A 24,283-nucleotide genomic window follows, 5' to 3' on the forward strand; every position below is an offset into this window, starting at 1 on the left:
TGACCGGGGCGCCGTGTGCGCCGCCGTTCACCGGGCCGCCCCGTCGTCGCGGGGACCTCAGTCGCCGTTCCACCAGCGGCTCACGACGCGCCAGAGCCGGGCGGGTGCGCCGGGCCCGCGCTGGTGGGGCACCCGGCCGGCGGCCGTGCCCTCGCCCCCGGCGCCGGTCAGCGCGTCCGCCGAACCGTCGACGGTGGCGGTCGCGCCGGCCGGACCGGACGCCGCCGCCGGGGCGTGGGCCGGGCCGCTCGCGAGATGCGCGCGGACCGGGGTGGGGGCGGTGTGCCGTACGGCGGACTGGACCTCCCAGTCCTGGCGGGCCGCGCTGGGCCTGCCCATGGCCGGCGGCTCGCGGTCGTCCTGCGGGGAACGGGGGGCGAACTCCGCGGGGAGTTCGACGAGGTGACGGCTCATGAAGTTGCCGACCCAGCGCAGCTCGTTCTCCTCGACCGCGAGTTCGAGGTCGGGCAGCCGCATCAGCAGGGCGTCCACGCCGACGTCCGCGATGGCGCGGCCGATGTCCTGTCCGGGGCACTCGTGGGGACCGCCGCTGAAAGCGAGGTGCGAGCGGTTGCCCTCCATGTTGGCGGTCAGGTCGGGGCGGACCACGGGGTCGGTGTTGGCCGGGGCGATGCCGACGATCAGGGCGTCGCCGGCCTTGATGTGCTTCCCGCCCAGCTCGGTGTCGCCGACGGCCCAGCGACCGAACACGGCGGTGAACGGGGGCTCGTCCCACAGGGTCTGCTCGACCGCCTCGGGGACGGTCATGTGGCCGCCGCTGAGCCGGGCCCGGAAGCGCGGGTCGGTGAGGACCATGCGCAGGACGTTGGCGATCAGGTTGGCGGTGGCCTCGTAGGAGGCGATCAGGATGAGCCGCAGGTGCTCGGCGACCTCCTGGTCGTTCATGTTCGCGGGGTGCTCGACGAGCCAGGTGGCGAAGTCGTCGGCGGGTTCGCGGCGGCGGCGCTCGACGAGGCGGGTGAGCGCTCCCACCACGTAGGCGTTGCTCTGGACGGCGGTGGCGGTGCCCTTGATCATGTCGCGGGCCGCCTCGACCATCCGGTCGTTGTACTCCTCCGGCATGCCGAGGATGGCGCACATGACCATCATGGGCAGCCGTTCGGCGAACTCGGCGACGAGGTCGGTGCGGCCCTCGCGGCAGAATCCGTTGACGAGCCGGTTGCTGTATCGGTTGACGTGGCGCCGCACACCGCGGGTGTCGATGCGGGCCATGGAGTCGGTGACGGCGCCGCGCTGGCGCTCGTGGGTGGCGCCGTCCGCGAAGACGCAGATCGGCTGCCAGGTGAAGATCGGGGCCAGCGGATGGTCCGGCGCCACGCTGCCGTCCTGCAGAGCCCGCCAGCGCCGCGAGTCCCGGGAGAACTGCGAGGGCGTACGGGTCATGTGCAGGTTCTCGCTGTGGCCGAGCACCAGCCAGGCGGGCACGTCGCCGTGCAGCAGGACGGGGGCCACCGTGCCGTGTTCGGCGCGCAGCTTCTCGTACAGGCCGTGCGGGTCCTGCTCGGCCTCGGGGCCGTAGAGCCGGCGCAGACCGCCGGGTCCGACGCCCAGGCCGTGGGCCGGGCACTCGGGGGGCGGGACCGGGCCGTGTTCGTAGGGGAAGGGGCTTGTCACGATCGCTCCAGGGGTCGGGCCGCGGGGGCCGGACGGTCGGGGGCGCGGTGGGGACGCGCGGAACGGGTTCGGAAGGGGTGCGGGGTCAGCCGATCGGGAGGGCGAGGCTGTGCAGATAGCGCATCAGGGTCATCAGCACATCGCGGCTGGAGCCGCGCAGCCGGGCGTCGCAGTCGATCATCGGGACCTCTTCCGAGAGGTCCAGGGCGCCGCGCAGTGCCTCGACGGGGTACTTCGGCGCCTCGGGGAAGGTGTTGACGGCGACGACGAACGGCACGCCCCGCTCCTCCAGGCGCCCGATGACGTCGAAGCTGGTTTCGAGGCGACGGGTGTCGACGAGTACGACGGCGCCGAGCGCGCCCTCGAACAGGCCGTTCCACAGGAACCAGAAGCGTTCCTGGCCGGGGGTGCCGAAGAGGTAGAGGATCAGCTCCTCGCTGATGCTGATCCGGCCGAAGTCCATGGCGACGGTGGTGGCGGTCTTGCTCTCCACCCCGAAGTTGTCGTCCACGCCGACGCCGGCCTGCGTCATCGTCTCTTCGGTGGTCAGCGGCCGGATCTCGCTGACCGAGCCGACCATGGTCGTCTTGCCGACCCCGAATCCTCCGACGATCACGACCTTCACCGCGGCGGTGGCCGTGGTGGGCAGGACGTCCTCGCTGCGGGGGCCCGTGATCGTGTCAGAGTTTCTGAAGTCCATGCATCACCGCTTCGAGGAGGGACCGGTCCGGGAGGGTCGCGCGGACGATCGGCGCGCGCGATTCGATCAGTCCGGTGGCGAGGAGTTCGGTGAGGAGCGAGGTCACCACGCTGAACGGCAGGCTGAGGTAGGCCGAGAGTTCCGCGACGGATAACGGTGCCTGGCAGAGCCGGAGGATCACGGCCTGCTCGGGCTGGACCGTGGGTGACGGTTCCGACTTCGAGACAATCATCGTGACCAGGTCGAGCGCTGCCCGCTCGCTGCCGTCGGGATCGCCGGTGATGACGTACAGCCGCTCCGGATCGCTCAGTGCCGGGTCGGCCTTGCGGCGTTCTCGTCGGGGAGAGCTCATACGGCCTGCCCGTCGTGTCGGGGCGGGCTCGTGAGGTGGCCGCCGATGCGTACGACCATGTCGCGCATCCGCGCCCCGACGAGTCCGGCGTCCACCGTCTCGCCGGCGAGGACGGCGAGATAGGCGCCGGCCCCCGCGGCCATCAGGTAGAAGAAGCCACCGGTGACCTCGATGACGACGAGCCTCATCCGGCCGTCGCTGTACGGAATCTCGGAGGCGACGGCCGCCGCCAGGCTCTGGAGGCCGGCGCAGGCCGCCGCGAGCCGGTCGGCGACGTCGGGGTCGCCGCCGTGCCGGGCGATGCGCAGGCCGTCGGCGGAGAGGACGACGATCTGGTGGATGTCCGGGACGTCGTCCGCGAGCTCCTTGAGCATCCAGTCCATGTTGCCCCGCTGCTGGATCACTGCAGATCTCCCTTGTCCCACGCGTCGTCAGAGTCTTCGTCCGGCCCGGGCTCGTGGGGCACACCGTTGGCGGCCTTGGTGAACGCCTCCAGCCAGATACCGGGGGGCGGTTCCTTGCTGTTGTCCTGGCCGGGCCCGTAGCTGTGGCCGTGGCCGTTGGTGCGGCCGGCGGTGGGGTCGGCGGCCTGTGCGGGGAGGTTGTGCGAGCCGAGCGGTGCGCGGCCGCGGCTGCGGCGCTGGGGCAGTCCGCCGGCGGTCCACTCGGTCACGACGGGCAGGTCGTCCTCCATGGCGACGGCCGGGGTGACCGGACGCGGCTGCTCGGCGGTCACCGGGCCGGTCGCGGGGCGGGCGGCGACGGGGCTGGGCTTGCGGCGCCTGCCCCGGGCCGGCACGACGTGCTTCATGTCGGCGAGGTCGATGTCGGCGGTGGGCCGCGAGGTGGCGCCGATGCCGTGGGCGATTCCGGGCGCCGGGCCGGTGGTGATCATGGCGCGGGGCACGATGAGCACGGCGCGCACACCGCCGTACGCGGACTGCCGCAGCGAGACCTGGAGGTCGTACATCCGCGCCAGGCGGCCGACGACGGCCATGCCGAGGCGGGGGGACTCGCCGAGGTCGTTCATGCTGGATCCGGCCTGGGCCCTGGCGAGCATGTTCTCGGCGCGTGCGCGGGCCTCCTCGCTGAGGCTGACGCCGCCGTCCTCGATCTCGATGGCGATGCCGGTCTGCACCTCGACCGCGGTGACGTGCACCCGGGTCTGCGGCGGCGAGTAGCGGGTGGCGTTGTCGAGGAGTTCGGCGCAGGCGTGGATGAGCGGTTCGACCGCGGTGCCGATGATGGCGACCTTGGCGATCGAGTGCAGATCGACGCGCGGATACTCCAGGATGCGCGACATGGCACCGCGCAGCACGCTGAACAGCGGTACGGGCTTGGGCCACTGGCGGCTGGGCCGGGCGCCGCCGAGTACGGCGATGGAGTCGGCGAGCCGGCCGATCAGCGCGGTGCCGTGGTCGATGCGGAGCAGGTCGTCGAAGACGTCGGGGTTGCGCCCGTGGTGCTCCTCCATCTCCCGCAGCTCACTGGCCTGCCGGTGGACGATCGCCTGGACGCGGCGGGCGACGTTGACGAAGGCGCGCTGTGCGGAGTCGCGGGTCGCCTCCTCGTTGTCGATGATGTCGAGGACGGTGTAGACGAGGGAGCGCTGGGCGTCGGGCAGGTGACGGTAGACCGGGTCGGAGTCCACCACGTCGCGCAGCACCTCGTCGGGCGAATTGCCCACGCGCAGACGGTGGATGGCGGACGGCAGCAGCTCCTTGCCGATGCGGACGGTCTCTTCGTCGTGCTCGGCGATGCGCCGTTCCAGGGCGGTGACGCGCTGCTGGTACTCGGTGGTGCGGCGGCGGATCGTCCGGCCGCGGCGGGCGATCTCGACGGCGAGTGCGGCGACCACGACGGTGGCGAACGCTCCGCACCAGACGACTGGTATCCGCGCGGGCTCGGCAACCAGCGCCGCCGCGGCGGCGGTTGCGCCCGCCATCACGACGACGGGAAGCAACAGGGCGCGGGCGACGGGGGCTTCCCGGCCGGCCTGCGGTGATTCAACACGGGCCATCTGAACCTCTGGCGGTTGATTCGGGCTGTATTCCGGAGATTCGGCGCTTGTGTGAACGAAGGGAACAAGCGCGCGAATTCATCTCAACTCGGCTTCACTGCGCGTGAGCTTAGTCAGATCGAATCAGCGCTTTCACACATTCCTCCAACCCCCTGCGCGAGCGCTTCCGCGGTAGTACGCTCACGAGTTTTTGCACGCACCGCCTCCACGCGTGTGCGGGGAGTGACGGGCCGGAGGAATGAGGAAGAATCGCCCCACGGGGCCACGCATGGGCACATACGAGCGAAGGTGCCCGTACGAGTGATGCCGGGCGGAGCCCTTCAGCGGCGGGCGCCGCCGATGCGCCCCTCCAGCTGCACGAGCAGCTCGCTGAGCTGAGCGCTCAGCCGGTCGCGGGTCTCGGCGTCGAGACCGGAGAGCACCGCGCGTTCGTACGCCAGCTGCCGGGGCAGCAGCCCGTCGACCAGGTCGCGGCCCTCATCGGTGAGGCGTACGTAGGCGACACGGCGGTCCCGTTCGTCGCCGCGCCGGGAGATCAGGCCGCGCTCCTGGAGGACCCTGAGGCGCTTGGTGACGGCGGCCCCGGAGGAGAAGGTCTCGCGGGCCAGTTCACCGGGGGTCAGCTCACGGTCGGTACGGCGTACGGCTCCGAGCAGGTCGAACTCGGCGCGAGTCAGGCCGGCCGCCCGCAGCGGGGCGTCCTCGGCCTGCTGGAGCAGGGCGGAGCAGCGGTTGATCCGGCCGATGAGCTCCATGGGCCCGGTGTCGAGTTCCGGGTTCACGGCCTGCCACTGCCGGACCACCGAGGCCACGATGTCGTCGGTCACACCGCTCCGTTCTCCTGGGCGGGGACGGTCGGCCCCCGCCGCTTCGCTGTCGCCGCGAGCGTACGGTGTCCGGCCTGCTCGGCGGCGAGCACCGCCTCCTGGGACAGGGCGGGCTGCCACCACTCGCCGGCCGCGGTGTCGTCCGCCTCGCGCAACTCCACCAGCGAGCCGGTGAGGCGGCGGCGGGCGGCGTCCAGGGCGGCCGGGGTGGGCTCGGGCGCGGCGAGGGTCCGCACGGCGTGGGCGCGGGCCTGTTCGGCGGCGGCCAGCGCGCGCTCGACGCGGCCGGTGGCGCGGCGGTTGGTGACCAGGACGGCGGCGAGGAAGCCGACGGCGGCGCCGATGACGGTGTCCAGGACCCGGTCGCCGATCAGCTCGCCGGCCGGGTGGCTGCCCGCGTACTCCAGGACGAGGAGTGCCATCGGGGTCACCGCGACGGAGCCGAGCCAGTAGTTGCGGGTGATCAGCGCCTCGGCGGCGAAGCCGAAGAGGAGGCAGAAGCCGATGAGGGCGAGCGGGGTGGTCCGGGCGACCGGGAGGACGGCCGCGAAGACCAGGACGCCGATGAGGTTGCCCAGGGTGCGCTGGAGCGTCCGGTTCCAGGAGAGCGTGACGTTGGCCTGGTAGAGCGAGGCGGCGGTGACGATCGCCCAGTAGGGGCGGCCGACGCCCGCGGCGGAGCAGACGTAGCCGGCCAGGGCGCAGCCGACGAGGGTGCGGGCGGCGACCGGGAGCAGCGGGGAGCCGGGGGCGAGGCCGCGCAGCAGCGTCCGGAACCCGCTGCCGCGGGCGGCGCGTTCGGCGTCGAGGCCGAAGAGTTCCGCGCCGGTGCCGGGGGCGGGCGGCGGGGTGGGCACGGGGCCGCGGGCGCGGGTGAGGCGGGCCCATTCGCGCAGCCGGGCGGCGTCGGCGGGGTCGGGCTCGCTCGCGAGGACGGAGGTCTCGGCGTGGACGACGAGGCGTTCCAGGGCCCGGCGTGCCGGGGTGGCGCGGCCGGCGGCGAGGAGGGTCTGCCAGGCGGCGTGCACGGCGGTGACGGCGGCGCGCCGGGTGGTGTGGCCGGGGTCGGCGGCGTGCGCGGCGGCGGCGTTCAGGGCGCGGGCGGTGGCGCGGCGCTCGGGTCCGTCGCGGCGGACGAGCGCGGGGGCGACGACGGCGACGAGCCAGGCGACCGCGCCCGCGCCGAGCGTGAGGACGAGGTGGCCGGGGACCTGCCCGAGCGTCTGGGGGACGAAGAGGGCGGCGGAGCTGACGAAAGTGAAGATCACCGGGCCGGGCGGCCCGATCCGGGTCGCGTCGCACAGCAGCTTCTGCGCGGCGGCCAGGAGCGCGCCGACGGCGATGAGCACGGCGGCGGACCCGGTGAGCGAGGCGACGACGAGGGCGGTGCCGAGGCCGAGGGTCATGCCGAGGACGACTCCGGCGACGGTGCCGGCGCGGCGGGCGTACGGGAGATTGTGGCCGTACAACGCGCAGAGCGAGCCGGCCATCGTGTACATCACCAGATCGAGCCGGCCGAGGGCGAGGAGCACCAGGTTGGGTATGGCGGTGGCCACGACCACGCTGGTGGCGGGCTTGAACCACATGCCGGAGGGCCGGTTCAGGCGCAGCGGTCCGGTCAGCGGGAGGCGGCGGACGGCGGGCCTGGCCGACCTGATGGTTGTATCGCTCACCCATATATATTAACAGGTATTACACAAGTAAAACACCTGGAGCGAGACCGCCCCGGGACACGGAACCGCCCCCGGACACGGAACCGCCCGCGCTCCTCGGCGAGGGGCGCGGGCGGTCGGACGTACGCAAGGGGGATCAGCCGAGGCCGCGGGCGTCCTGCTTCAGAGCGGTGTCCACGGTCAGGGCCGTCGCCACCACGAGGCTCAGCAGCGGTTCGGGGAGCTGGTAGTGGATCTGGAGGACGTAGTTGTCCGCGGTCGTGAAGAGCGTCTTCGCGAGCCCTTCCCAGGTCTTGGTGATCCGGGCGACCTCGGCGTCGTTGTGGTCGACGATCGCGAAGTTCCAGGCGCGCCAGTTCTCGGCCTTGATGGCGCCGATCTTCTGACCGTTGGCCATGATCGCGAAGTTGATCTTGCCGATGGCGTTCTGCTGGACGATCTCGCCGACCGGCTGCCCGTCGGGGCGCTGCACGATGACCTTCGACTTGATGAACTTCGCCGGGCGGGTCAGCAGCAGCTGCGGCTGCCCGTAGGCGTCGCGGATCTCCAGCCGGTGGGTCAGGTACTGGTCGATGCTGGTCAGGAAGCGCAGCACCTTGCGCAGCGCGCCCTGGCCGACCTGGACGACCGACCCGATGGTGTTGCCGTTCTGGTCGAAGACGCTGTACTCGTTCGTCAGCTCGATCAGCTTGGCCTTCTGGTTCACGACCAGGACCTGCTGGGTGAAGAGCGAGCCGACCGGTCCGCCGCCCTGCGGCAGCCGCACGCCCTGCTGGGGCGCCTGCGCCGGCTGCTGGGGCGGGGCCTGCTGCGGCACCGGGGCCTGCGCGGGAGCCTGCGGCTGCGCGGGGGCGCCACCGGCGGGATTGGTGTGCTCGGTCCACTGGGAGCCGTCCCAGTAGCGCAGCAGCTGGGAGTCGCCGTGCGGATCCGGATACCAGCCCGCAGATACGTTCGAGTGCGTTGTCACCGGGGCACACTATCCCGCCATGGCCGGAACGGACCCGGCTGTCCGTGAATCCATGGGCTCACCGGTCCTCCTCCCGCACTGCTTGAATGTTCAACGCGCCGCGTACGATGTGCGGGATGAACAGGCAGAGCAAGGGCGCCGAACGGGTGCGCGGCACCGGTGCGGCGGTCGTGCTCGCCTGGGTGTTCGTCCTGGTCTCCCTCGTCGCGTGCTGCTCACCGCAGTCCGTACGGGCCCACACCCCGCCCGATTTCGCGCCCTCCTCGGCCCTCGCGACCCTTACCGACCTCACGGTGGTCCGCGTCGTGGTGGCCGACTCCCCCCGCGACCGGGGCGTCGGCGACTCCTGCCACGGCACGTCGGGCCACTCCGCTCCCGCCGTACCGTCCGCCCGGCCGGGACCGGCCGCCGTGCCCTCGGCCGCCGTGGTGCTCCTCCCGGCCCGGCCCGCCACCTGCGGCCCCTCCATCCGGGGCCCCTCCAACGACGCAGTCGACGACACCGACCCCGTACGCCTTCAGGTTCAGCGGACCTAGGACGGCCCGGGATGCCCCGTGCCCTTCTCCGGTACGGCAGCTCCCTCCGCCGTACGCGCTCCGTCCTGCCGATCCGATGAACCGAAGGACCTCTCATGGCCACCGCCAACAAGCAGAACAACGCCTCCGCCGCCCGCCGCGCCAAGCTGGAGGAGGCCCGCCGCCAGGAGCGGGCCCGCGAGCGCCGCTCCCGCATCATCACGCTCACCGTCGGCGTCCTGGTGGTCGCCGGCCTGGTCGCCGGCGGCGGCTACCTGATGAACGCGGCCGACGAGCAGGACAAGGCCGAGGCCAAGGTCAAGACCTCGCCCGTCACCGGCGAGAAGAGCTGGGACAAGCTCACGCAGAACCACGTGGAGAAGACCGTCGACTACCCGATGAACCCGCCGGTCGGCGGCGACCACAACCCGGTCTGGATGAACTGCGACGGAGACGTCTACACCCAGGCCATACCGAAGGAGAACGCCGTCCACTCGCTGGAGCACGGCGCGGTGTGGGTCACGTACACCAGCAAGGCGAAGCCCGCCGACATAAAGAAGCTGAACGAGCGGGTGTCGTCCACTCCGTACTCGCTGATGAGCCCCGTCGAGGACCAGGCGGCGCCGCTGATGCTCAGCGCCTGGGGCAAGCAGCTCATCGTGAAGAGCGCCACCGACGCCCGCGTCGCGAAGTTCTTCACCAAGTACGTGCAGGGCCCGCAGACTCCGGAGCCGGGCGCCGCCTGCACCGGCGGGATCGCCAAGTGACGACCGCCCCGCGCACGTCGCGGCCCCTGGTGCTGGCAGGCGGTGCGGTGCTGCTGCTGGCGCTCGCGCTGATCGCGCTGACGTTCGTACGCCCGTCGACGTCGGCGCCCGCCGCGTCGGCGTCCGCGTCCGCGCCGGCCGAGTCGTCGGCCGATGTGGGGTTCGCGCGTGACATGGCGGTCCACCACCAGCAGGCGGTCGAGATGTCGTTCATCGTCCGGGACCGCACCTCGGACGAGGCGGTGCGCCGCCTGGCGTTCGACATCATCAACACCCAGGCCAACCAGCGCGGCATGCTGCTGGGATGGCTGGAGATGTGGGGCCGGGCGAAGAGCTCCCCCGGACCGCCCATGGCGTGGATGGGGCACTCCTTCACTCCGCGCGGCGACGGCGCGCTGATGCCCGGCATGGCGACCGACGCCGAACTGGACGCCCTGCGGGCGGCCAAGGGCAAGGCCGCCGAGGTGCTCTTCCTGAAGCTGATGACCACGCACCACAAGGCCGGTGCGGAGATGGCCCGGGCCGCCGCGTCGGCGGCGGGCACCAAGGAGATCCGGAGCCTGGCGTCGGGCATGGCCCTGGCGCAGAAGTCGGAGATCGCGCTCATGGCGGACATGCTCAAGGAGCGCGGGGCGTCCACGTCCTGAGACGGGCCGGGGCCGCCCGCCGGTGGCCCCGGCCCGACACGACCGTACTGGCGTACGGAATCGCATAGGCTCAGGACCGATATGAAGAGCAACCTCACACCGCTGGGGCCCAAGGCCGACAAGGACACCGTCCGGCGCAGCAATCTGAGCCTCGTGCTGCGGGCCGTCCGCGACGAGGGCGAGGGGGAGGCCACCCGGGCCGGCGTCGCCGCGCGCGTGGGGCTGACCCGGGCCGCCGTGTCCTCGCTGGTCGAACAGCTGCTGGAGACCGGTTTCCTCACCGAATCCGGCAAGACGTTCAGCGGGCAGGCCGGACGGCCCGGGACCGCGCTGAAGACCGCCCGCACCGGGCCCGCCGGGCTCGGCGTCGAGGTCAACATCGACTACGTCTCGGTGTGCGTCGTCGACCTGGCGGGCACCGGCCGGGTCCGCCTCACCGAACACCTGGACAACCGGGGCACCCCGCCCGACGAGGTGCTCGCGCGCGCGGCCCGGATCGCCGCGCGCACCCTGGACTCGGCGCGCGAGCAGGAGCTGTACCCGGTCGGCGTGGCCCTGGCGCTGCCGGGCCTGGTCTCTGGCGGCGCGGTCCGCCAGGCGCCGAACCTGGGCTGGAACCAGGTCCCGGCCGAGGAGCTGTTCGCCGCCGCGCTGGCCGTCGAGCACCCCGGCCACCCGGAGCTGCCGGTCCGCTCGGAGAACGAGGCGAATCTGGCGGCCCTGGCCGAGCTGTGGTTCGGCGGCCTGGAGCGCATCCGCAGCTTCCTCTACCTGACCGGTGAGATCGGCGTGGGCGGCGCGGTGGTCATCGACGGCGAGCTGCTGCGCGGGGCGCACGGCTTCGCCGGCGAGATCGGGCACGTCGTGGTCGACGCGCGGGGTCCGCAGTGCCGGTGCGGTTCGCGGGGCTGCCTGGAGCAGTACGCAGGACAGGCGGCGCTGCTGCGGGCGGCCGGGATCGACGGGGGCGGCGGCGGGCTGGGCGTCGCGGAGCTGGAGAAGCGGGTACGGGCCGGCGACGAGCGGGCGGTCGGCGCGGTCGCGGAGGCCGGGCGGATGCTGGGGCGGGTGCTGTCGGGCGCGGTCAACCTGCTGGACCCGGACGCGGTGGTGCTCGGCGGGATCTACCGGAACCTGATGCCGTGGCTCTCCCCGCCGGCCGACGAGGAGCTGACGGGCCGGGTCGTGTCGGGGCTCTGGTCGCCCCGCGGGGGCCGGCTGCGCGCGTCGTCGGTCGCGGGTGACGCGGCGCGGGGCGCGGCGGCGCTGGTGATGACGGACGTGCTGGCCGACCCGGTGGCGTACGCGCGCCCGGCGATGGCCTGAGACGTACAGAAGTAGGGGGGCGGACGCACAGCGCGTCCGCCCCCCTCTCTTTGCCCATGGTGTCAGCGGACGCCGAGCAGGTGGTCCATCGCGAGCTGGTCCAGGACCTCGAACGCCATACCGCGTGCTGCGGCCGCGTCCACGTCGAACTCCTCGAAGGCGGAGCGGTCGGCGAGGAGCCCGGCCACGCCGTCCTCGGCGGTGCGCTGCGCCAGCTCGTCCAGGCGGGAGGCGCGCAGGGCCTCCTGGACGGCCGGGTCGGCGCGGAAGGCGGCGGCGCGCTCCTTGAGGATCAGGTAGTTGCGCATGCAGCCGGCGGCGGAGGCCCAGACGCCGTCGTAGTCCTCCGTGCGCGGCGGCTTGAAGTCGAAGTGGCGGGGGCCGGTGTAGTCGGAGTTCTCCAGGAGGTCGACGAGCCAGAAGGCCTGGCGCAGGTCGCCGGCGCCGAAGCGGAGGTCCTGGTCGTACTTGATGCCGGACTGGCCGTTGAGGTCGATGTGGAAGAGCTTGCCCGCCCACAGGGCCTGCGCGATGCCGTGCGGGAAGTTCAGCCCGGCCATCTGCTCGTGGCCGACCTCCGGGTTGACGCCCACCATCTCGGGGCGCTCCAGGCGCTCGATGAAGGCGAGGGCGTGGCCGATGGTGGGGAGGAGGATGTCGCCGCGCGGCTCGTTCGGCTTGGGCTCGATGGCGAACTTCAGGTCGTAGCCCTGCTCGGTGACGTAGTCGCCCAGCAGGTCGAACGCCTCCTTCATCCGGTCGAGCGCGGCGCGGATGTCCTTGGCGGCGCCGGACTCGGAGCCCTCGCGGCCGCCCCAGGCGACGTAGGTGGTGGCGCCCAGCTCGACGGCCAGGTCGATGTTGCGCATGGTCTTGCGCAGGGCGTAGCGGCGGACGTCCCGGTCGTTGGCGGTGAAGGCGCCGTCCTTGAAGACGGGGTGCGTGAAGAGGTTCGTCGTGGCCATGGGGACGACGAGGCCGGCCGCGTCGAGCGCTTGGCGGAAGCGCTTGACGATGCCCTCGCGCTCGGTGTCCGAGGAGCCGAACGGGATCAGGTCGTCGTCGTGGAAGGTCACGCCGTACGCGCCCAGCTCGGCGAGGCGCTGGACGGAGTCGACCGGGTCGATCGCGTCGCGCGTCGCGTCGCCGAAGGGGTCGCGGCCCTGCCAGCCCACGGTCCACAGACCGAAGGTGAACTTGTCCTCGGGGGTCGGTGCGAAGCGTTCCGTCATGATGGTGCCGCCTTAGAGCCGGGGTTCCGCAGCCGGTCGGGCGGCCGAACCTCTATTTGTTCACTGTCATGACTAATCATGCACGGACAGCCCGTGCGACGTAAAGCCCCAGGAGTGTGGGCATCCGAGCGCGGCCGCCGGGCGCACGGAACAGGCCCTGTTCCGGACGGACCCGATCGCGTAATTTGTTTTGCGCACGATCAAATACACGAGCGAATGAGGTCAGCCATGCCGCCGCATACCGTCGTCATCGGTGTGGACAGCTCCACCCAGTCCACCAAGGCGGCGTTCACCGACACCGCCACCGGGCGCCTGCTGGCCGTCGGCCGCGCCCCGCACCTCGTCACCGGCGAGGGCGGCGCGCGCGAGAGCGACCCCGAGGTCTGGTGGCAGGCGCTGCGCGACGCGGTTGCCGCCGGGCTCAAGGAGTCCGGCATCGCCGCGGCGGACGTGGTCGGGATCGCGGTCGCCGGCCAGCAGCACGGCCTGGTCGTCCTGGACGCCGAGGGCAGGCCGCTGCGCCCGGCCCTGCTGTGGAACGACACCCGGTCCGCCCCGCAGGCCGCGGCCCTCACCGCCGCACTCGGCGGCCCCGAGGCCTGGACCGCGCGCACCGGTTCGGTCCCGGTGGCCGCGATGACCGCGTCCAAGTGGCAGTGGCTGCGGGAGAACGAGCCGGAGACAGCCGAGGCGGTGGCCGCGGTGCGCCTGCCCCACGACTTCCTGACCGAGCGGCTGTCCGGACGGGCCGTCACCGACCCGGGCGACGCCTCGGGCACCTGCTGGTACTCCACCGCGACCGGTGCCTACGACCCCGAGCTGCTGGCACTCGTCGGCCTCGACCCGGCGCTGCTGCCCGAGGTGGCGGCGAGCGGCGCGGCCCGGGTGGGTTCGCTGACGGAGTCGGCCGCCGAGGCGCTGGGGCTGCCCGCCGGGATCGCCGTCGCCGCCGGCACCGGGGACAACATGAGCGCCGCCGTCGGGCTGGGCCTGGGCGGCGCCGGCCTCCTCGACCACCCGGTGCTGAGCCTGGGCACCTCGGGCACCGTCTTCGCCGCGTCCGGGACCCGGCCGGCCTCCCCCGCACTCTCGGGCTTCGCGGCGGCGGACGGTGCGTATCTGCCGCTGGCCTGCACCCTCAACTGCACGCTCGCCGTGGACAAGGTCGCCGCCCTGCTGGGCCTGGAGCGCGATGACGCGGCGCCCGGCGGTGCGGCGGTTCTGCTGCCCTACCTGGACGGGGAGCGCACCCCGGACCTGCCCACGTCGGCCGGTCTCCTCACCGGACTGCGGCACGACACGACCCCGCAGCAGCTGCTCGGGGCCGCCTACGAGGGCGCCGTGTTCACCGTGCTGCGGGCGCTCGACGAGCTGTTGCGGGCCTGCGGGCTCGACCCGGCCGACCCCGAGGTGGCCGGCCGTCCGCTGCGGCTGATCGGCGGCGGGGCGCAGGGCCGCGTGTGGGTGGAGACCGTGCGGCGGCTCTCCGGGCGCCCGGTGATCGTGCCGGGGGCCGGGGAGTTGGTGGCGCTCGGGGCGGCGGCGCTCGCCGCTTCGGCGGCGACGGGGGCGGACCCCGTCGCGGTCGCCGCCGGCTGGGACACCGGCGAGGACGTGGTCCTGGAGGCGGTGGAGCGGGACCTGACGGCGTGGGACCGGATCGGCTCCGTACTGGAGAGTGCGGCGGGTCCGCTGCTGGGCGGGGACCGTTCCGCCTGATCCGCCATCAGGAAGCGGCTGTGCGCGCGTACCGCGCCAACCAGCCGTTTTGGATAGCGAACTGATGTTCACTACTATCCGGCGATGATCATAAGAAGAAGGCTGACGGTCGGGGTGGGCATCCTGCTCGCCACCCTGACCGCCGGGCTCGGCTCGGCGCTCCCCGCATCGGCCGATGAAACCCCCACCAAAGCCTCCCCCAAGGTCGAGCTGGTCCTCGACGTCAGCGGTTCCATGCGGACCCGCGACATCGACGGCCAGTCCCGGATGAGCGCGGCGAAGCAGGCGTTCAACGAGGTCCTGGACGCGGTGCCGGAGCAGGTGCAGCTCGGCATCCGCACCCTCGGCGCCGACTACCCGGGCGACGACCGCAAGGTGGGCTGCAAGGACACCAAGCAGCTGTACCCGGTCGGCCCGCTGGACCGCACCGAGGCGAAGACCGCCGTCGCCACGCTCGCCCCCACCGGCTGGACCCCGATCGGGCCCGCGCTGCTCGGCGCCGCCGACGACCTGGAGGGCGGCGACTCCACCCGCCGGATCGTGCTCATCAGCGACGGCGAGGACACCTGCGGCCCGCTCGACCCGTGCGAGGTCGCCCGCGACATCGCGGCGCGCGGCATCCACCTGGTCATCGACACGCTGGGCCTGGTGCCGAACGCCAAGATCCGCCAGCAGCTGACCTGCATCGCCGAGGCGACGGGCGGCACCTACACCGCCGTCCAGCACACCGACGAACTCTCCGGCCGCGTCAAGCAGTTGGTGGACCGGGCCGCCGAGCCCGTCGTCACCCCGGTCGCCACCGAGGGCGCCGACAGCTGCGCGGACGCCCCTGAGCTGAAGCCCGGTCTCTACACCGACCGCGAGAAGTTCGCCGAGCACCGCTGGTACAAGGTCGCCGTGCAGCCGGGTCAGGAACTGCGCGCGTCCGTCAGCGTGTTCGCCGACCGCGCCGTCAACAACGACTACGGGATGCTGCTGCGCGCGGTGACCACGCACGGGCGCGAGATCGTCCGGGGCTCCGAGTCCGGGACCGGGCGCACCGACGCCATCTCGTCCGGGCTGCGCTACCCGAAGGCCGAACTGGACGACGACGAGTCGACGCCGGAGACCGTCTGCCTCCAGGTCAGCAACTCGTTCTCGGCCCCGGCCTCGGTGAAGACCTCCCCCGGCATGCCGATCGAGCTGACCATCGACCTGGTGGACGGCCCCGACGAGGCGGCGGACGTCGCCGCGTTCGGCCTCGGCCACGGCTGGTGGCTGCTGGGCCTGCTCACTCTGACCGGACTGATCGTGGGCCTGCTCTTCGGCTGGATCTCGCGCTGGCGCGTCGCTGTCTGGAGGACCAACTGATGTCCCGTACGAGACGCGTGCTCGCGGGCGCGCTGCTGACCGGCCTGGCCCTGCTGACCGGTGCGTCGGCCGCCGCGGCCGACGACGCGTCGCCGAGCCCGAGCGCCTCCGGTGACGGCTCGGGCCCCACGGAGGCGGGCACCACCTTCCGCACCGCCACGGCGATCCAGCAGGGCGAGACCGCCACCGCCGGGGCCTCCACCGGCGACTACCTGTACTGGGTCTTCCCGGCCGACGCCGGGCAGCGTGCCACGGTGACGGCGAAGGTCACCCTGCCGGAGAGCGCCGCCCGGCACGGGGCGCAGACCTGGCAGGTCGACGTGTACGACGGGCTGCGCCGCCGCCAGGCCTGCATGTACGGCAAGCAGACCGGCACCGCCGCGGCCGACGCCGCGACGGTCGAGCTGACCTGTGTGCTGCGCACCGTGCGAGCCAACGCCGAGCAGTGGGCCAACGACCCGCTGCCGGGCAGCTACTACGTCCGCCTCACGGTCGTCGGTCTCGCCCAGGCCGACCTCGGGCTCCCGGTGCACACCGAGGTCGAGGTCAACTCCAAGGACCAGGGCGGGTCCGCCGACGTGGACGGCAGCCTGTCGAAGCCCCTGATCCCCGGTGTCTCGACGGCCGAGCAGGCCTCGGACGACGGCACCAACGCCTCCGCCGAGCCGGTCGCGCTCGCCGGTGAGCCGGAGGACGGCTGGTCCTCGGGCTGGTGGACGAGCCGCTGGCTGTGGACGGCCGGAGGCGGCGTGCTCGCCGCGCTGGCCGGCGTCTTCGGCTACTCCGTGACCAGGGGCCGGGGCCGCCCGACCCACGTGCCGCCGGGCGTCTGACGCAGGACCCACCGCCGGACCGGCCCGCACTTCGGGGGCCGGTCCGGCGGCGTTTACGGGCCGCACTGCCGGGCATCACGCGCCCCCGAACACCCCGTCCTCCCCGAAGGCCAGCTCCGCGAAACGGTCGCCCATGCGGAGGTGGGTGGCGGCGTCCGGGTGGAGGGCGTCGGGGAGCGGGAGTTCCTCGGTGTCCGCCTCGCCGTAGAGTTCGCGGCCGTCCAGGTAGTGCAGGTGCGGGTCGTCGGCGGAACGCTCCTCCACCAGGCGGACCAGTTCGTCGCGGATGACGCGGAGGGTCAGCTTGCCGGCGGCTCGCTCGTCGGGGTCGCCCACCGCCGCGAAGCGCACCTTCCCCTCACCGAGGCGGCTGAAGTCGGGGATGCTGGGTCCGGGGGTGTCCTCGTGGATGGGGCACAGGACGGGCGAGATCACCAGGAGCGGGGCGTCCGGGTGGCCTTCGCGGAGGGTGTCGAGGAAGCCGTGCACCGCCGGGGCGAAGGCGCGCAGTCGCATCACGTCGGCGTTGACGAGGTTGATGCCGATCTTGACGCTGATCAGGTCCGCGGGCGTGTCCCGCATCGCGCGGGCCATGAAGGGGTCGAGCAGGGCGCTGCCGCCGAGCCCCAGGTTGACCAGCTCGACGCCGCCGAGCAGGGCGGCACGCGCGGGCCAGGTGGCCGTCGGGCTCGCGGCGTCGGAGCCGTGGCTGATCGAACTCCCGTGGTGCAGCCACACCTTGCGGCCCGTGTCCGGGGCCGGTGCGACGGGCTCGTCGGTGCGCAGGGCGACGAGTTCGGTGCGCTCGTTGTACGGCAGCCAGATCTCCACGTCCTTCTCGCGGGCGGGGAGGCCGTCGAACCGCACGGTCCCGACCGGCCCCGAGCGGAACTCCGTCGAGCCGGTGGACATGTCGACATTGAGGACGTTCCCCCCGCTCGCGGAGCCCTGCCCCGCGAGGACACCGTCCACCAGCAGGTCGTACAGCCCGTCGGGCCTCGGCGGGACGCCCTCGTAGGCGGTGCGGGTGCGCCGCGCCTCCAGTTCGACGACGGTGGCCCGGGTCCGGAGGGCCAGCCGCACGCCGGAGGGCTGGGCCTCGGCCAGCGCGATCTGCCCGTCCGGCGCCTGGGCGCGCGCCTCGGCGGGCAGGCGGTGCGGGAGCAGCCCGACGTCGGTGCGCTCCACGTCGAGCGCGCCGCGCAGCAGGTCGGTGGTGACGGGCGTGGTGCACGGGAGGGGTGCGGGCGTGTCGGTACTCATGGCTCCACCTGGGGTCGCGGGGATACGAGGGCCGGGGTCCGGGTTACGAGGGCCGGGGTCCGGATTACGAGGGCCGGGGCGCCGGCCAGTTGCGGAGGAGGGCGTCCAAGGCGTCCAGGGACCGGTCCCAGGACTCCTGCGAGTCGGGGGCGCTGTGGCTGAACCCGCCCTGGGCCTCCAGGCTGACGAACCCGTGGAACACGCTGCCGAGCAGCCGCACCGCGTGGGTCTGGTCCGGCTCGTCCAGGTCGTAGCCGCGCAGGATGGCCCGGGTCATCCGCGAGTGGCGCCGGCCGGCACTGGCGGCCGCCGCTCCGGGGTCCAGCTTCAGCTGGGCCGCCGCGTAGCGGCCGGGGTGCTCGCGGGCGTAGTCCCGGTACACGTCGGCGAAGGCGCTCAGCGCGTCCCGGCCCGCCCGGCCCGCGAGCGCGGCGGCGCCCCGGTCGGCCATCTCCTCCAGGGCGAGCAGGGCGATCCGGGTCTTCAGATCGTGGGAGTTCTTGAGGTGCGAGTAGAGGCTCGCGACCTTGACGTCGAAGCGCCGCGCCAGCGCCGACACGGTCACCTGCTCGAAGCCGACCTCGTCGGCCAGCTCCGCGCCGGCCCGGGTCAGGCGTTCTGCGGTCAGGCCCGCACGCACCATGGTCGCCTCCTCGTCGATGACAACCCATCATGCGCTGCCTAATAGGTTTAGGCAAATTCTGAATGCCTCAAGGAATCCAGCGACCGGACGCAGGCGGCGGGCAAGCGCGGAGGCGGGGCGGCACGGACCCCTCGTGCCGCCCCGCCTCCGCTCGACCGGTCAGGCGCCGCGTACCGTCACCGCGCCCGTCCCCTCCCCCGTCGTCCCCGTCGCCTCGTCGACCACGCGGTACGGGCGGTCGATGCGCTCGGAGGTGACCGTCAGGGTGTCGCCGTCGCGCGCCACCCGGAAGGTGGCGGCCGCGGCTCCGGCGTGGTCGGGCACGGTGACGGTCGCACCGTCCCCCTCGGGACCCCCGCCGAACACCCGCAGCGTGAGGCCGTCCAGCCAGTCGCCGTCCGGGCGCCGGTCGTCGCCGCCCCAGGGCAGGACCGCGCCGGGGCGGACGAGGACCGGCAGGCTGTCGAAGCCGTGGGTCTCGTGGCGCCAGGCGGGGCCGGTGACCGTCTCGCCGGTGAGCAGGTGGGTCCAGGTGCCCTCGGGGACGTAGTACTCGACCTGCCCGTCCTCCGTGAAGACCGGGGCGACCAGCAGATCGGGGCCGAGCATGTACTGCCGGTCCAGCATGCGGGTGGTCGGGTCGTCCGGGAATTCGAGGAGCATGGGCCGCATCATCGGGACGCCCGTGCGGTGGGCGGTGGCGGCGGCACCGTACAGGTACGGCATGAGCCGGTGCTTGAGCAGGGTGAACTTCCGGGCGACGTCCACCGCTTCCTCGCCGAACTCCCACGGCACCCGGTACGACACGTTGCCGTGCAGCCGGCTGTGCGAGGAGAGCAGCCCGAAGGCGAGCCACCGCTTGAAGACGGCCGGGTCCGGGGTGCCCTCGAAGCCGCCGATGTCGTGGCTCCAGAAGCCGAACCCGGAGAGCGAGAGGGACAGGCCGCCGCGCAGGGACTCGGCCATCGCGGTGAAGGAGGCGAAGCAGTCGCCGCCCCAGTGCACCGGGAACTGCTGGCCGCCGGCCGTGGCCGAGCGGGCGAAGAGGACCGCCTCGCCGTGGCCGCGCTCCTTCTCCAGGAGCTCGAAGACGGTCCGGTTGTATATCTGCGCGTAGTAGTTGTGCATCCGCTCGGGGTCCGAGCCGTCGTGCCAGACGACGTCGGTGGGGATGCGCTCGCCGAAGTCGGTCTTGAAGCAGTCGACGCCCTGGTCGAGCAGCACGCGGAGTTTGGCGGTGTACCACTCGCGGGCGGCGGGGCTGGTGAAGTCGACGAGGGCCATGCCGGGCTGCCACAGGTCCCACTGCCAGACGTCCCCGTTGGGGCGGCGGACCAGGTGGCCGAGTTCGGCGCCCTCCGCGAACAGGGCGGACTTCTGGGCGATGTACGGGTTGATCCACATGCTGATGCGCAGCCCGCGTTCCTTGAGCCGGGCGAGCATGCCCTCCGGGTCCGGGAAGACGTCCGGGTCCCACAGGAAGTCCGACCACTGGTACTCGCGCATCCAGAAGCAGTCGAAGTGGAAGACGGAGAGCGGGATGTCGCGTTCCGCCATGCCGTCGACGAACGAGGTGACCGTCGCCTCGTCGTACGAGGTGCAGAAGGACGTCGTCAGCCACAGGCCGAACGACCAGGCCGGCGGGAGCGCGGGGCGGCCGGTGAGCGCGGTGTAGCGGGCCAGCACATCCTTGGGCGTCGGGCCGGCGACGATGTAGAACTCCAGCGACTGGTCCTCGACGCTGAACTGCACCTGCCCGACCGACTCCGAGCCGACCTCGAAGGAGACCTTGCCCGGGTGGTTGACGAAGACGCCGTAGCCGCGCGAGGAGAGGTAGAACGGGATGTTCTTGTAAGCGAGTTCGCTGCTGGTGCCGCCGTCCGCCTGCCAGATGTCCACGCTCTGGCCGTTCTTGACGTACGGCGTGAAGCGCTCGCCGAGGCCGTAGATGTTCTCGCCGACGGCCAGGGCGAGTTGGGTGACCATGTGGTGGGCACCGTCGGGGGCGGTGGCGAAGGCGGTGCCCTTGGTGTCGACGCCGGTGAGGCGGTGCCCGTCGGCGTCGAGGAAGGTGATGCCCCAGGGGCCCTCGCCTTCCATGCGCAACGTCAGCGGACCGCTGGTGAGTTCGGTGACGCCGCCGTCCTGCCGGGTGCGGGCCCCGGAGGCGGCCGGGTCGAGCCCGGGGAAGGCGAAGTCCGGGCCCCGTCGGGCCTTTCCGGCGTGGTGCGTGGTGCGGACGCCGATGATCCCCTCGGCCGGGGAGAAGCAGTCCACCGTGATGAGGGGGGTGTTGAGGGTGTCGCCGCGCGCGGCCACCCGTTTGACCGCGGCGTACGCGGTGAACTGGTCGGCGCTGACGCGCAGATCGCGGATCTCGGTCGCGTAGGAGGCGCGTACGCCCTCACGCATGAGCCAGAAGCCGTCGGTGAACTTCATGCGGACTCCTTGCCGGGGGCAGCCGGAGGGGGGACGGGGGGACGCGCGGCGGTGCGGTTCACTCGCCGGCCCCGGTGAGGCCGAGCCGGGCCAGCCGGACCGTGCCGCGCAGGCTGATCCGCAGGTCGCGCACACCGGAGGCGGTCAGCCCGGCCGGGAGCGAGCGGTAGTCGTACGGACCGCCGGTGGCGGGCACCGGGACGGTGACGGTGGTGCCGTCGACGGTGATCAGGACGGCCCCCTCCCCCGAGGCGGAGACCTCGACGCCGCTCGTACCTGCGCCGAAGTCGCAGCGCCGGTAGAGGAGTTCGTTGGTCTCGTCGGTGGCGGTGACCGCGTCGCCGTCCGTCTTCGCCCGGTCGACGATCTCGGTGCCCAGCTGCTCGTCGTAGTCGGCGGCCTCCAGACCGCGGGCGAGGAGCGGGCGCGGCCCGGCCGGTTCGCCGTCGACGGTGACGACCGTGACGGTCCGGATGTCCGTGCTGGAGGCGCCCGCCTGGATCTCGTACGCGCCGGGCTCGACGGTCCAGCGGCCGTGCGCCACGTCCCAGTGACCGAGCTCCTCGACCGGCACGGTGAACGCGAGGCGCTCGGCCGCGCCGGGAGCCAGGTGCAGCCTGCGGTGGCCGGCCAGTTGGCGCAGCGGCCGGGTGACGGACGGGGCCACGGCCCGTACGTACAGCTGGGCGACCTCGTCGGAGGCGACGGCGCCGGTGTTGGTGACGTTCAGCGAGACGTGCAGCAGGTCGCCCTCGCGTACGGCTTCCAGGTCGCTGTAGGTGAAGTCGCTGTACGTGAGCCCGTGGCCGAACGGATAGAGCGGGGTGCCCTCGTAGTACAGGTAGGTCTGCCGGGAGCCGATGATGTCGTAGTCGAGCAGGCCGGGCAGCTCCGCGTCGGAGGCGTACCAGGTCTGCGGGAGCCGGCCGGCCGGGGAGACGTCGCCGGCGAGGACGCGGGCGAGTGCGGCGCCCGCCGCCTGGCCGCCGTGCGCGGTCCACAGCAGCGCGGGCAGTGCGGCGGCGGCGTCGGCCAGGGCGTACGGGTAGGCGGAGGTGACCGCGAGGACCGTGCGCGGGTTGGCGGCGTGGGCGGCGCGCCAGAGGCGTTCCTGCTGGGCGGGCAGGTCCAGGGTGGCGCGGTCCTCGGTCTCGCGGCCGTTGATGTGCGGGTCGTTGCCGACGACCACGATCACGGTGTCGGCGGCAGCGGCGGCGCGGGCGACGGCGTCCTCGCCGCGCTCGGTGACCTCGGTCCGGAAGACGGTCGCGGTGGCCGCGGAATTTCCCTCCTCCGGGGCGGCAACCTTTACGCCGTCGGCGGCGACTGAGACATACCCACCCGTTCCGATGTGCAGAAGGCGGTGACCGCCGGCGTGACCTTCCACCGCCTCCCACCGGAAGGTCTCCTGGACGATCCAGCCGCCCGGCTCGTCCGCGGAGGCGCGTACGAAGCCGTCCTCGGCGACGGACAGATAGCGGCCGTCCGGCTCCCGCAGGGTGATCACGCCGCCGCCCCAGTCCACGAGGGCCAGCTCGGACGGGGTGTCGGAGCAGGTCAGCGGGGGCAGGTCGGTGCGGCCGGCGAGGAGTGCCGGATCGAGTGCCCCCTCCGTCCCGCCCGCCGCGTCCCCGGCCGGGTCCGCCCGGGGGATGTGCAGCCAGCCGTCCGCGCACCTGACGCGGACCAGGTCGGCGCCCTCGGCGTGGATCACCCGGTCGGCGCCGAAGCGCTCGCGCAGTCCGTCGAGCGGGGTGGCGCGGTGGATCAGGGTGCCGCTGTACCAGTCGAGCTTGCAGGCGTCCGCCAGGAGTCCGACGACGGCGACGGTCCGGCCGGCGGCGGGGTCGAGCGGGAGCGTCCCGTCGTTCTTGAGGAGCACGACCGCCTGCTCGGCGGCCTCCAGGGCGAGCGCCCGGTGCTCCTCGGTGTCGAGGGCGGTGGTGTCGGCGTACGGGTCGAGGTCCGGGTCGAACTCGCCGAGGGCGAAGCGCATGTGGAGCAGACGGCGGACCGCGGTGTCGATGTCGTGGTCGTCGAGCAGTCCGCGTTCCAGGGCCCGCCGGATGCGGCCGGTCATGACGGAGGAGTCCTGGCCGTGGTCGGTGAAGCTGTCGACGCCGGCGCGCAGGGCGGCGGCGGTCGCCTCCTCGTGGGTGTCGAAGTAGTGCTCGGAGTCGACCAGGTTGGTGGGCGCGCCCGCGTCGGAGCAGACGGCCAGGGGCTGTTCGGTCCAGCTCCGCAGATGCCGGGAGAGCAGTGGCGAGACATGGTTGGGGCGGCCGTTGACCAGGTTGTACGCCGGCATCACCCCGGCGACCGCGCCCGCGCGGACGGCGTCGCGGAAGGCCCGGAGGTCGTATTCGTGGAGCACCCTCGGGCGGACCGAGGAGGACGAGGTGTCTCGGTCGGTCTCGTTGTTGTGGGCGAGCCAGTGCTTGAGGACCGGGGCGGTGCGCCAGTAGTGCGGGTGGTCGCCGCGCAGGCCGCGGGTGTAGGCGACCGCGATGGCGGATGTGAGCCCGGCGTCCTCGGAGTACCCCTCCTCGCCGCGCCCCCACAGCGGGTGGCGCAGCAGGTTGACGGTGGGGGCCCAGACGTTGAGCCCGACGCGGTCGTCCTGCGCGCGCTTGGCGCGGACCTCGTCGCCGACGGCCTCGCCGATCCGGCGGACCAGGTCGTCGTTCCAGGTGGCGCCGAGTCCGACGGCCTGCGGGAAGACGGTGGCCCGTCCCATCCAGGCGACGCCGTGCAGGGCCTCCTGGCCGGTGCGGAAGGCGGCGAGCCCGAGCCGGTCGACCGCCGGTGCGAACTGGTGCAGCATCGCGACGCGCTCGTCCGGCGTGAGCCGCTGGAGCAGATCGTCGACGCGCTTGGCGAAGGGCAGCCGCGAGTCGCGGAAAGGCTGCGGGTGTTCCGTCACGTGCGGGTCCTTCTTCAAAGGTGGGAGGTCTGGCGGTGCCGGCGCATCGTGCGGGCCCCGAGGGACCTCGGACGATCTTTCGAAGCGCTTCGATGCTCAACGGCCAACCCGGCGCGTGTCAAGGGGCGGTGGCCGAACCGTACGTCCGGGACACGCCGAGCTCCTCAGGAAACGGTTCGGAAACGCGTCGGAGGAATCCCGCAACGAACTCTTGTGTCACACAGACCCTTCACTTAACCTCGCTGCAACATCGAAGCGCTTCGACGGAGCTTCGATGGGGCGCCCGGCGCCCTGGATTTACCGGGACGGCGACACGTGCAGCCGCTTCCCTGTTGAACCGCTTCACCTGGGGCCGGTGACACCGGCTCAGCCAGCAACGCTCCACCTCAGACACAGGAACCGAACGGCGGTCGCCCCGCCGCGTGTCGTCCTGGTGCGCCTCGAAGGGT

Annotated in this window: 20 protein-coding genes; 7 read left to right on the forward strand and 13 right to left on the reverse strand. The window is 72.8% G+C overall.

The window, feature by feature from the left end; all coding sequences use genetic code 11:
- Positions 1-57: 57 nt before the first annotated feature.
- The 8 genes from BLW14_RS03805 to BLW14_RS03840 form a co-directional block, all read right to left on the reverse strand.
- Complete coding sequence (locus BLW14_RS03805; protein WP_093704294.1) at positions 58-1,635, reverse strand: cytochrome P450; 1,578 nt, start codon at positions 1,633-1,635, stop codon at positions 58-60.
- 85 nt (positions 1,636-1,720) lie between these two features.
- Complete coding sequence (locus BLW14_RS03810) at positions 1,721-2,335, reverse strand: GTP-binding protein (RefSeq protein ID WP_093704296.1); 615 nt, start codon at positions 2,333-2,335, stop codon at positions 1,721-1,723.
- Complete coding sequence (locus tag BLW14_RS03815; protein WP_018519745.1) at positions 2,316-2,687, reverse strand: DUF742 domain-containing protein; 372 nt, start codon at positions 2,685-2,687, stop codon at positions 2,316-2,318. The genes BLW14_RS03810 and BLW14_RS03815 overlap by 20 nt, the downstream gene beginning before the upstream one ends.
- Positions 2,684-3,091: a roadblock/LC7 domain-containing protein gene (locus BLW14_RS03820; RefSeq protein WP_018519746.1), complete on the reverse strand. Its 408-nt coding sequence runs from the start codon at positions 3,089-3,091 to the stop codon at positions 2,684-2,686. Before BLW14_RS03820 ends, BLW14_RS03815 begins: the two co-directional genes overlap by 4 nt.
- Positions 3,088-4,707: a sensor histidine kinase gene (locus BLW14_RS03825; RefSeq protein ID WP_093704298.1), complete on the reverse strand. Its 1,620-nt coding sequence runs from the start codon at positions 4,705-4,707 to the stop codon at positions 3,088-3,090. Before BLW14_RS03825 ends, BLW14_RS03820 begins: the two co-directional genes overlap by 4 nt.
- 320 nt (positions 4,708-5,027) lie before the next feature.
- Entirely contained in the window at positions 5,028-5,534 is a 507-nt protein-coding gene (locus BLW14_RS03830) for a MarR family winged helix-turn-helix transcriptional regulator (protein ID WP_093704300.1), read from the reverse strand.
- Entirely contained in the window at positions 5,531-7,207 is a 1,677-nt protein-coding gene (locus tag BLW14_RS03835) for an FUSC family protein (RefSeq protein WP_093704302.1), read from the reverse strand. The genes BLW14_RS03830 and BLW14_RS03835 overlap by 4 nt, the downstream gene beginning before the upstream one ends.
- Positions 7,208-7,343: 136 nt before the next feature.
- Complete coding sequence (locus tag BLW14_RS03840) at positions 7,344-8,177, reverse strand: LURP-one-related family protein (RefSeq protein WP_093704304.1); 834 nt, start codon at positions 8,175-8,177, stop codon at positions 7,344-7,346.
- A gap of 116 nt (positions 8,178-8,293) precedes the next feature.
- Between BLW14_RS03840 and BLW14_RS03845 the strand changes: the two genes are divergently transcribed.
- The 4 genes from BLW14_RS03845 to BLW14_RS03860 all read left to right on the forward strand — a co-directional run bounded on the left by BLW14_RS03845 (position 8,294) and on the right by BLW14_RS03860 (position 11,432).
- Positions 8,294-8,713 carry a hypothetical protein gene (locus BLW14_RS03845; protein ID WP_093704306.1) on the forward strand — a complete coding sequence of 140 codons (420 nt, stop codon included), beginning with the start codon at positions 8,294-8,296 and terminating at the stop codon, positions 8,711-8,713.
- A 95-nt stretch (positions 8,714-8,808) separates the two neighbouring features.
- The gene (locus BLW14_RS03850) at positions 8,809-9,459 is read left to right on the forward strand and encodes a DUF3105 domain-containing protein (RefSeq protein ID WP_093704308.1); all 651 of its coding nucleotides are present in this window, start codon (positions 8,809-8,811) and stop codon (positions 9,457-9,459) included.
- Entirely contained in the window at positions 9,456-10,106 is a 651-nt protein-coding gene (locus tag BLW14_RS03855) for a DUF305 domain-containing protein (RefSeq protein ID WP_093704310.1), read from the forward strand. The genes BLW14_RS03850 and BLW14_RS03855 overlap by 4 nt, the downstream gene beginning before the upstream one ends.
- 81 nt (positions 10,107-10,187) lie before the next feature.
- The gene (locus BLW14_RS03860; protein WP_093704312.1) at positions 10,188-11,432 is read left to right on the forward strand and encodes an ROK family protein; all 1,245 of its coding nucleotides are present in this window, start codon (positions 10,188-10,190) and stop codon (positions 11,430-11,432) included.
- A 62-nt stretch (positions 11,433-11,494) separates the two neighbouring features.
- On the opposite strand, the gene xylA is transcribed toward BLW14_RS03860, so the two are convergent.
- Positions 11,495-12,664 (reverse strand): xylose isomerase, encoded by a 1,170-nt coding sequence (gene xylA, locus BLW14_RS03865; protein WP_093704314.1) that lies wholly within the window; start codon positions 12,662-12,664, stop codon positions 11,495-11,497.
- A gap of 228 nt (positions 12,665-12,892) precedes the next feature.
- Here xylA and xylB point away from each other — a divergent pair, with 228 nt between their 5' ends.
- From xylB to BLW14_RS03880, 3 genes are all read left to right on the forward strand, one after another.
- A complete protein-coding gene (xylB, locus tag BLW14_RS03870; protein ID WP_093704316.1) occupies positions 12,893-14,383 on the forward strand; it encodes a xylulokinase in 1,491 nt (496 codons plus the stop codon).
- 84 nt (positions 14,384-14,467) lie between these two features.
- Complete coding sequence (locus BLW14_RS03875; RefSeq protein WP_177153892.1) at positions 14,468-15,733, forward strand: VWA domain-containing protein; 1,266 nt, start codon at positions 14,468-14,470, stop codon at positions 15,731-15,733.
- On the forward strand, positions 15,733-16,566 hold the full coding sequence (locus BLW14_RS03880) for a hypothetical protein (protein ID WP_093704320.1): 834 nt from the start codon (positions 15,733-15,735) through the stop codon (positions 16,564-16,566). The genes BLW14_RS03875 and BLW14_RS03880 overlap by 1 nt, the downstream gene beginning before the upstream one ends.
- A 75-nt stretch (positions 16,567-16,641) precedes the next feature.
- Here BLW14_RS03880 and BLW14_RS03885 read toward each other — a convergent pair whose 3' ends face one another.
- The 4 genes from BLW14_RS03885 to BLW14_RS03900 form a co-directional block, all read right to left on the reverse strand.
- Positions 16,642-17,829 (reverse strand): GDSL-type esterase/lipase family protein, encoded by a 1,188-nt coding sequence (locus BLW14_RS03885; RefSeq protein WP_093704322.1) that lies wholly within the window; start codon positions 17,827-17,829, stop codon positions 16,642-16,644.
- Positions 17,830-17,893: 64 nt separating this feature from the next.
- On the reverse strand, positions 17,894-18,472 hold the full coding sequence (locus tag BLW14_RS03890) for a TetR/AcrR family transcriptional regulator (RefSeq protein ID WP_093704324.1): 579 nt from the start codon (positions 18,470-18,472) through the stop codon (positions 17,894-17,896).
- 159 nt (positions 18,473-18,631) lie between these two features.
- A complete protein-coding gene (yicI, locus tag BLW14_RS03895; protein WP_093704326.1) occupies positions 18,632-20,911 on the reverse strand; it encodes an alpha-xylosidase in 2,280 nt (759 codons plus the stop codon).
- Positions 20,912-20,969: 58 nt separating this feature from the next.
- Positions 20,970-23,834, reverse strand: coding sequence for a glycoside hydrolase family 3 C-terminal domain-containing protein (locus BLW14_RS03900; protein WP_093704328.1), 2,865 nt, complete (start codon positions 23,832-23,834; stop codon positions 20,970-20,972).
- Positions 23,835-24,283 lie beyond the last annotated feature (449 nt).

It is taken from the genome of Streptomyces sp. 2131.1 (assembly GCF_900105515.1).
Lineage (GTDB): Bacteria > Actinomycetota > Actinomycetes > Streptomycetales > Streptomycetaceae > Streptomyces > Streptomyces drozdowiczii.

What these genes read in the sequence shown, in the direction of transcription:
- BLW14_RS03810 (WP_093704296.1), bottom strand. Translation starts at nt 2,335, where the DNA reads ATGGACTTCAGAAACTCTGACACGATCACGGGCCCCCGCAGCGAGGAC.
- BLW14_RS03815 (WP_018519745.1), bottom strand. Translation starts at nt 2,687, where the DNA reads ATGAGCTCTCCCCGACGAGAACGCCGCAAGGCCGACCCGGCACTGAGC.
- BLW14_RS03825 (WP_093704298.1), bottom strand. Translation starts at nt 4,707, where the DNA reads ATGGCCCGTGTTGAATCACCGCAGGCCGGCCGGGAAGCCCCCGTCGCC.
- BLW14_RS03845 (WP_093704306.1), top strand. Translation starts at nt 8,294, where the DNA reads ATGAACAGGCAGAGCAAGGGCGCCGAACGGGTGCGCGGCACCGGTGCG.
- BLW14_RS03850 (WP_093704308.1), top strand. Translation starts at nt 8,809, where the DNA reads ATGGCCACCGCCAACAAGCAGAACAACGCCTCCGCCGCCCGCCGCGCC.
- BLW14_RS03860 (WP_093704312.1), top strand. Translation starts at nt 10,188, where the DNA reads ATGAAGAGCAACCTCACACCGCTGGGGCCCAAGGCCGACAAGGACACC.
- xylA (WP_093704314.1), bottom strand. Translation starts at nt 12,664, where the DNA reads ATGACGGAACGCTTCGCACCGACCCCCGAGGACAAGTTCACCTTCGGT.
- xylB (WP_093704316.1), top strand. Translation starts at nt 12,893, where the DNA reads ATGCCGCCGCATACCGTCGTCATCGGTGTGGACAGCTCCACCCAGTCC.
- BLW14_RS03875 (WP_177153892.1), top strand. Translation starts at nt 14,468, where the DNA reads ATGATCATAAGAAGAAGGCTGACGGTCGGGGTGGGCATCCTGCTCGCC.
- BLW14_RS03880 (WP_093704320.1), top strand. Translation starts at nt 15,733, where the DNA reads ATGTCCCGTACGAGACGCGTGCTCGCGGGCGCGCTGCTGACCGGCCTG.
- BLW14_RS03885 (WP_093704322.1), bottom strand. Translation starts at nt 17,829, where the DNA reads ATGAGTACCGACACGCCCGCACCCCTCCCGTGCACCACGCCCGTCACC.
- BLW14_RS03890 (WP_093704324.1), bottom strand. Translation starts at nt 18,472, where the DNA reads ATGGTGCGTGCGGGCCTGACCGCAGAACGCCTGACCCGGGCCGGCGCG.
- yicI (WP_093704326.1), bottom strand. Translation starts at nt 20,911, where the DNA reads ATGAAGTTCACCGACGGCTTCTGGCTCATGCGTGAGGGCGTACGCGCC.